Origin of the sequence: Novipirellula sp., assembly GCF_041583735.1 — a bacterium.
In the GTDB taxonomy this organism is placed as follows: Bacteria; Planctomycetota; Planctomycetia; order Pirellulales; family Pirellulaceae; genus Novipirellula.
On the sequence record NZ_JBFHFD010000435.1, the window covers coordinates 1 to 7,425 of the forward strand.

A 7,425-nucleotide genomic window follows, 5' to 3' on the forward strand; every position below is an offset into this window, starting at 1 on the left:
CGCCGCGACGGGAATATGATGGCTGCCACGATGCCGCCCCGCTGGCGTTCCATTTCGTCTCCGGCTCGCGCTGGCGTCCGACCAAGGGCGTGACGTCATAGACGCGAATCGCCAGTTGCTCCTCGGCACCTTCTCGCGTGGTGATCGTTAGCTGTCCTGAGCGTATCGAGAGCACTAAATCAGACTGCGCTAACAAATGGGCCACCTTCGCACCGACACTCGGCGTCTGGATGTCCGCCCGGCTATAGTCCAACCCCCTCGTCACCTCGGAACTTCGCCACCACGGAACAACTCCGGTGCGATTCGCCGCACCGCCCGGTACATTCACTTGCGAATCGGCGGTTTGGTCACGCCGCTGCGACTCCGATCGGGACGGCCCTGCAAACGGATCATGATCCGTGATTGCAAAACTCGGTTGCTCGTGTCTCTTTGCAATCAGCACAAGGCTTTCCTTCAGCCCAATCTCTTGCAAAGCGTGAACGTCAATCTCGGTGGCAACACGGGTCGACATGTCTCGCGTCAACTGAGGTAACGTGAGACCGTCGTCCCAGGCAAATCGGCATGGCTCTTGCAAAAACGCCAAGATGTCAGCCTCTTGCTGTTCAGTCATAAACGGATCGATTTGCCACGACGCAACCTCGCCACCTTCTCGAGTAACGTGAGCGTGCATGCCGTGTATCACGTCGTTCGGCACTATCGATTGAGCATCGGCCACCGATGCCGCAATGAAAACGATCCCTGTCGCGAATATCGATCGCCAACGCAGCCCAGACAACATCATGGCAGCCACTCGCAGTGTGAGGTGAATTCGAACTCCATCGTGGTAGCGGTCCAGCAATTGGCATTCCAAGTGCATTCAACCACGGTATCGAGAGAATTCATCGTGCGCTGCACTGGAGTGCGTGATCAAGTTTGCCAAAGGTGTTGCAATTTGCTGCATTCGATTTGCACACATCGGCAATCCCTCGATTCACCTTTTCCTAACCATCCGGAAAATGACGTCGTGAACAAGGAATCCACTATGCGCACGTTTAGAACCCCTTCGCTCGTGATCATCATCGCATGGGCAATGTCGATCCACTTGCTTGTCACCAACGTCCATCAAACCAGTGCCGCCGAATCGATCGCAGCGGGCACCGACACAATCGATTCCGTCACGCTGTACCGCGACCAAGCGAGTGTTGTTCGCCGGATCGACGTTCCCGCCTCGGCGGACTTGCAACAAATCCGGGTGACCGACTTGCCAGCGAGTTATGTGGCAGGTTCCGCGTTTTCGCAATGTGAATCGGGCAGCGTCATTCGATCGACTCGCGTGATGACCGTTGACTCACTTTCGCCCGAAAACGAGCAAAAAGTCAAAACGCTTGCAGACCAATACGCGGCGCTGCTGCGTGATCTGAATAACGCCAAACAAACGTCGACCGTGATTGAACAGGACTTGCTCACGCTTGAGAAACTTGTCGATTTTTCAGCAAGCAAAACGCTTGAAAACCTGGATCGCGCCACACTGGACGTGCAATCCGTTACCGCACTGACCGATTTCACCATGCAGCGGCGACGTCAACTCGCCCAAGAATTACATGAGCAGCAAACCACAATCGACGATTTGACCAAGGCAATCCAAGTCAACCGCGCGAGCATCGAGTCGCTCCACAATACACGAGGCACGACAAGCGAGGCGCTAATCGAAGTGATCTCACCTGACGGCGGGCCACTTCGGTTCAGCTACCAAGTCAGCGAGGTCGGATGGTCGCCGAGCTATACGGTCCGCGGCCAACACATCACTCAGGAAGAAGCGGAATTTTTGCTCGAATTTGAAAGCGTGATCGTGCAAAACAGCGGCGAAGATTGGGACAATGTAAAGCTGACCCTGTCGACCGCTCAACCCGATCTGCACTCCGCCGCCCCCGGTCTGACCCCGTTGCGTATCGGCATCGCGGAATCAAGTGCAGCGTTGTCATCGCAGACGTCGTCGATGGCGCCGAGCGAGTTGGAAATCCCCTCATGGCAAGACCAAATGGTTTGGCACCGCGACATCACTCGCAATGCCGAATCGGGAATGAAGCAAATTGCTGAACTCGAGTCTGCTGCGAAAGTCCAACGCGATATCGCCTTGGATGCGGGAGCGAACGTCAGCGACGAGAGCTACACGATCGCCGACCGCATCCAAATCCCAAGTCGACTTGAAGACCAAGTCGTCGCGGTGACACACGATACCCTCACCGGCGATTTGAATTACGTTGTCACACCGCTATTAAGCAGTTTTGCCTTTCGCGAAGCGGACTTAAAAAACACGATCGGTCGAAACTTGATCGCTGGTGATGCCAACGTTTACTTGAACGAAAAATTTATCGGCCGCACAACGCTGCCGCCCACCGCGGCGGGACAACGTTTCCGAATCGGATTTGGAGCCGACCGCCAAGTCCGAACGCGACGCGAATTGATGTCCCGTGATTCGTCGGTCCACGGCGGCAACCAACGCGTCACTCTGAAATACCGATTGGTCGTTTCCAACTATCACAACACCGTGACCCCCATCCGTTTGTTGGACCGCATCCCGCTGGCGACTGCAAACGAATCGATCAGCATCACGCTGGCGACGGACGCGGCGAATCAATTGTCCACCGATCCGCTCTACCTGCGAATGCAGCGGCCAACCGGAATATTGCGTTGGGATCTCGAAATCCCGGCCGATCGGTTTGGCAGCAACGCCTACGATTTCGAATACTCGTTTACGATTGAACACGATCGCGAGAAACGCATTGTCGGTGACCGCATGCTCGAACAGATGCGAAGCGATTATCGTTTTGAAAACTCAAGCGGCGGCGGATTTGGCGGTGGCATGGGCGGTGGTGGCATCTTCTAAAACAAAATCGTCCTGATCCATCCATTGGGCTCGCGCCGCGAACGCTCCCAAAGTAGTTGACATTGGTCCCAGCCATTGGCGTGCGTCACTCTCACTTCAGCATCGCAGCAATCTTGTCTGCATCGAAGGCAAACGCGCCTAACCCCGTGGCGTTGTGCGCCGAAACGACGGATGCGATGCGAGCACACTCACGCGGTGACCGCCCTTGCGACCAAGCGAACAGGAACGCACCGTGATAGGTGTCGCCGCATCCGGTGGTGTCGCGAACCGCCTCGACCGCGGTAGCCGGTTGATGCCAGGGCGACTGATCGGTCTCGGCAATCCAACTGCCGCGTTCACCGCAAGTCACACCGACGCAACGCGAGCCGAACTCACGTTGCAGAAACGAGACAAGTTCGTCGGGCGAAACCGCGGCATCTGATTTTGTCTGGGACTTGAAATGTTCCTGTGCAAAATGTTCGGACACGATCAAAATATCACTCGCCCGAACAAGGGGCAGCACCTCGCTGCGGTAGCGGTGGGCTCCGCCATCAAACGAAACCAGCGTATCGTGCTGTTTGGCAACCTCGATCGCTTGCAAACAAGTTCGCAAGTGTCGCCCATTGAGATGAAGAATTTTTGCGGCGGCCACGCCGCGCGCCAGCTCGTCGCTCCATGGCAATTCAAGGTCGCTGGCGGGCGAAAACACGATCGTCCGTGATGCTGACGCGGCGTTAACCCAAATCGTCGCTACCGAAGCGGTTTGATCGTCGCTTTGCTGGACCCAACGGACATCGACCGACGCGGCACGTAGCGCTGCCAAAATCGACTCGGACATCGGATCAAACCCCAGCAAATCGGCAAATGCGGCTCTTCCACCGAGCACGGCCGCGGTCGCCGTGGCCACTGCGATTCCGCCGCCGATCCCGACCGCTCGCTGCTGGGCTCGCACCACCGATTCCTCGGCCGGAAAACCGTCGACCACCATCACGGCGTCGAGCACCGAGACCCCAATTCCGATCACATCAATTTGTTTTTGCAACGGAGTTTCCTTGTTTCTTGATTAGCTCCCTTGACACCATCGCGGCTCGCATCAATTATCAATCGTTCTATGACGAAGAAGACTGGGCTTGCAAAACGCTTTCCCAAAGCGGCCCCTGTTTGTCCACGCGGCGCTCGCGTGGCGGCTGCAATTGATTCCAGTCGCGTCACTCACCATGTTGTCGGATACCCATCGCTGTGGCTCACTGGCATCTCCTGGACACGTTTGCGTCACGACGCAATCTCGTCCGCTTCCGCTCGCTGCTCACCTACGTCGCCCTTTGCACCACCCTACTTGCGATCACGCTGGCTGCCCCGATGGCATCCGCCGCGGACGTCGATCCGATGGATTGGCCCAATTGGCGAGGCCCTCAACAAAACAGCTGCTCGTACGAAACCGGGCTGATTGAAAAGTTTAACCCCAAAGGCGGCCCGGGCAGCAACGTTTTGTGGAAAAGCGAAATCGCGGCGGGCATTTCCACGCCGATCGTGATGCACGGACGACTTTACACGATCGTGCGTGATTCACCAGGCACCCGCAAGGACGCTGAAAAGGTGATCTGTTTGGACGCCGCCAGCGGCGAGCTGATTTGGGAGAACATCTACAACGTGTTTCTTTCGGACGTTCCCGCCGAACGTGTCGGATGGTCCAATGTCTGTGGCGACCCCGAGACGAACCAAGTCTATTCGCTAGGTGCGTGTTGTTTGCTGCAGTGCATCGATGGCGAAACCGGAAAAACGCTCTGGGAACGCTCGCTGAGCGAAGAGTACGGGATGCTCAGCACGTATGGTGGCCGCACGAATTCGCCGGTGGTGTTTGAAAACCTAGTCGTCATCAGTGGCGTGACCACTGGTTGGGATGAAACCGCCCGCCCAGCTCACCGTTTTTTGGCATTTGACAAAAACAATGGCGACTTGGTGTGGATCACCAGCACACGTCCGTTACCCGAAGACACCACTTACAGCACCCCGACGATCGCGGTGATCAACGGCCAACAGGTTTTGGTCACCGGTTCAGGCGACGGCACGATCCATGCGATCCAGCCACGCACCGGCAAAGTGCTTTGGCAAGAAGTCCTCTCACGACGCGGCATCAACACCAGCGTCACGGTCGACAACAACGGCAAGGTGTACGCCAGCCATGGCGAAGAAAATCCCGAAGGCACCGCAATGGGCGCGGTCGTCCGCATCGATGGCGAATTCGCGTCGCTCGATTCGGCCTCGGCCGAGCAGTGGCGAACCGAAGAACTGACCGTCGGAAAAAGCTCGCCGCTGAAGATCAACGACCGGATCTATGTGGTCGAAGACTCATCGCGATTGCATGTTTTGGATAGCGAAACGGGTGAAGCCATTGGCAAGCCACTCAAACTTGGCACCGCCATGCGAGGCAGCCTGCTGTACGCCGATGGCAAGATTTATGCGTGCACCGCGACGGGCTATTTCTATGTGCTCAAGCCGAGCGAAGACGGTGTCGAGACGCTGTTCAAAGTTCGGCTGCCTAGCGGGCATGACGTGGGCGGATCGCCGATCGTTTCGCATGGCCGAATCTATCTGCCGACCACCGCAGGGCTGTTCTGTCTCGGCGACGAAGAGGTGAAACCGAGCGTGGGGCCAATCGAGCCCGCAGCAGCGGAACGTCCGCTCAGCGAAAATCCTCAACTCGCTCAGCTGCAACTGATTCCCGCCGAAGCGATCGTCAAACAAGGCAGCACGCTTCCGCTGCAAGTGATTGCGTTCAACTCGCTCGGCCAACGACTCGATTCGCTGCCCACCGCCTTGACGTTTGAAGTCACTGGCGATGGCGGCACCGTTGATTCTGAAGGATTGTTCCATTCGTCCGGCGACAATGCCCACCAAGCTGCGATCGTGACCGTGCGGAGCGGCTCGATTTCGCACCAAGCTCGCTTGCGTGTGATCCCCGATCTGCCATGGGCGTTCGACTTTTCCTCAGGCGAAGTTCCCGTTACTTGGATCGGAGCTCGTTATCGCCACGAAGCAAGGACGATCGACGGAAATCCAATGATGGTCAAAATCACCACGATTCCCAAAGGAACCCGTAGCCAAACCTGGATGGGACCGACCGATTTAAGCGACTACACCGTAACTGCGGACGTCAAAGCGGCCCCAGGAGCATCGAAACTTCCCGATATCGGGTTGATCAACGGACGCTACACGCTTGATTTGATGGGCGAGTCACAACAGCTGCAAATTCGCACCTGGACCGCTCAACTACGGATGGCCAAGAGCGTTCCTTTGCAATGGCAAGCGGACACTTGGTACACGCTGAAGGTGCAAGCCAAAGTCGAAAACGGTGAAGCGATCATCCATGGCAAAGTGTGGCCGCGAGATCAAGCCGAACCGAGCGAGTGGACGCTGACGGCGACCGACGAAGCCCCGAATCATCACGGCAGCCCTGGACTGTTTGGCAACGCGACCAATGCGGAAATTTTCATTGACAACGTCACGGTCACCCAAAATGGCGACTGATGATTATCGCGTGTGACCACCTGTTTTCCAAGCAGGTTCCGCGACGACATCTCGCGGGGTGATGCCCTGTTTGCTTGGTCCACCAGGGTGGAAGTAGTGGGGCATCTTTCAGCGCAGAAAGATGCCGCTTGCCCCCAAAACGGCTTGTTGTTTTATTGAGCCGCTCGCGCGTCAGCGGCCGGGTCCCACGCACGCCCCGGTGCCTTACGGCGAGCCATTGCGATCTGCATTTGGATTCAATCAACAAGCCGTGACGCTGTTCCGCCCACGACAAACGGCTTCGTTTGTCGTGGGGAAAAATGCTTCACCGCGTGGCCCGAATCGACTTCTGCGAGATTGGCGGCCTTGGTCGTGCCTAGCGAGTTGTGGGGGCCAACTTGCCCGCTTGACGCTCGCTCGGTACATACCACTCGTCCAGCAGCGCACTGAGCTTTTTGACTTTTGCTGGATTCGCCTCCGCGAGATTCACCGTTTCTTTCGGATCGTCTTTCAGGTTGTAAAGCTGAGGCTCAGCGTTTTCAGGCGGGTACCTCATCGATCCGGGCGCTCCGTCGTAGGTCAGCAAGAGCTTGTCATGACCGTGGATCACCCAGCGATACAGCAGCGATGCTTGAGGGTTTTCGATGTCGGCGATGTCGTGGGCAAATGATTCACCAAAAATCGTATCTCGTTCGATGGCCTCGCCCGACTTCAATTGCGGCAGCAGATTCAGCCCGGGAAAATCGTGCGGCCCCTCGGCTTCGGCGGCCGCTAAAACGGTCGGCACAAAATCAATCGACGAACAAAGTTCGGGGCGATCCGCAGGAGGAATTTTTCCTGGCCAGCGGAACATGATCGGCGTTCGTGTTCCAAGCTCGTAGGGACTCCGTTTGGATCGCGGTCCGTAGCCACCGACTTCCTTTTGGATCCAGCCGTTGTCCGTGACGTAGATGACAAGCGTCTCGTCGGCAATTCCCGCGTCGTCGATGTGGTCCAACAGCGTTCCGCAGGTTTCGTCGAACCATTCGCACATCGCGTAGTACTGTGCGATTCGTTTCTGCACTCCCTTTTTC

The 7,425-nt window shown here is 56.9% G+C and carries 5 protein-coding genes; 2 read left to right on the forward strand and 3 right to left on the reverse strand.

Going from position 1 to position 7,425, the window contains the following annotated elements; all coding sequences use genetic code 11:
• Positions 1-856, reverse strand: an 856-nt coding sequence (locus ABX962_RS24970) for a hypothetical protein (RefSeq protein WP_372723352.1), incomplete at its 3' end; no start/stop codon positions are given.
• Positions 857-1,021: 165 nt separating this feature from the next.
• Between ABX962_RS24970 and ABX962_RS24975 the strand changes: the two genes are divergently transcribed.
• Entirely contained in the window at positions 1,022-2,866 is a 1,845-nt protein-coding gene (locus tag ABX962_RS24975) for a mucoidy inhibitor MuiA family protein (protein ID WP_372723353.1), read from the forward strand.
• Positions 2,867-2,957: 91 nt separating this feature from the next.
• Here ABX962_RS24975 and ABX962_RS24980 read toward each other — a convergent pair whose 3' ends face one another.
• Entirely contained in the window at positions 2,958-3,887 is a 930-nt protein-coding gene (locus ABX962_RS24980; RefSeq protein WP_372723354.1) for a carbohydrate kinase family protein, read from the reverse strand.
• A 317-nt stretch (positions 3,888-4,204) separates the two neighbouring features.
• Between ABX962_RS24980 and ABX962_RS24985 the strand changes: the two genes are divergently transcribed.
• The gene (locus ABX962_RS24985; RefSeq protein WP_372723357.1) at positions 4,205-6,373 is read left to right on the forward strand and encodes a PQQ-binding-like beta-propeller repeat protein; all 2,169 of its coding nucleotides are present in this window, start codon (positions 4,205-4,207) and stop codon (positions 6,371-6,373) included.
• 355 nt (positions 6,374-6,728) lie between these two features.
• On the opposite strand, the gene ABX962_RS24990 is transcribed toward ABX962_RS24985, so the two are convergent.
• Positions 6,729-7,425 (reverse strand): sulfatase-like hydrolase/transferase (locus ABX962_RS24990; RefSeq protein ID WP_372723355.1); only part of this gene is annotated, 697 nt, incomplete at its 5' end.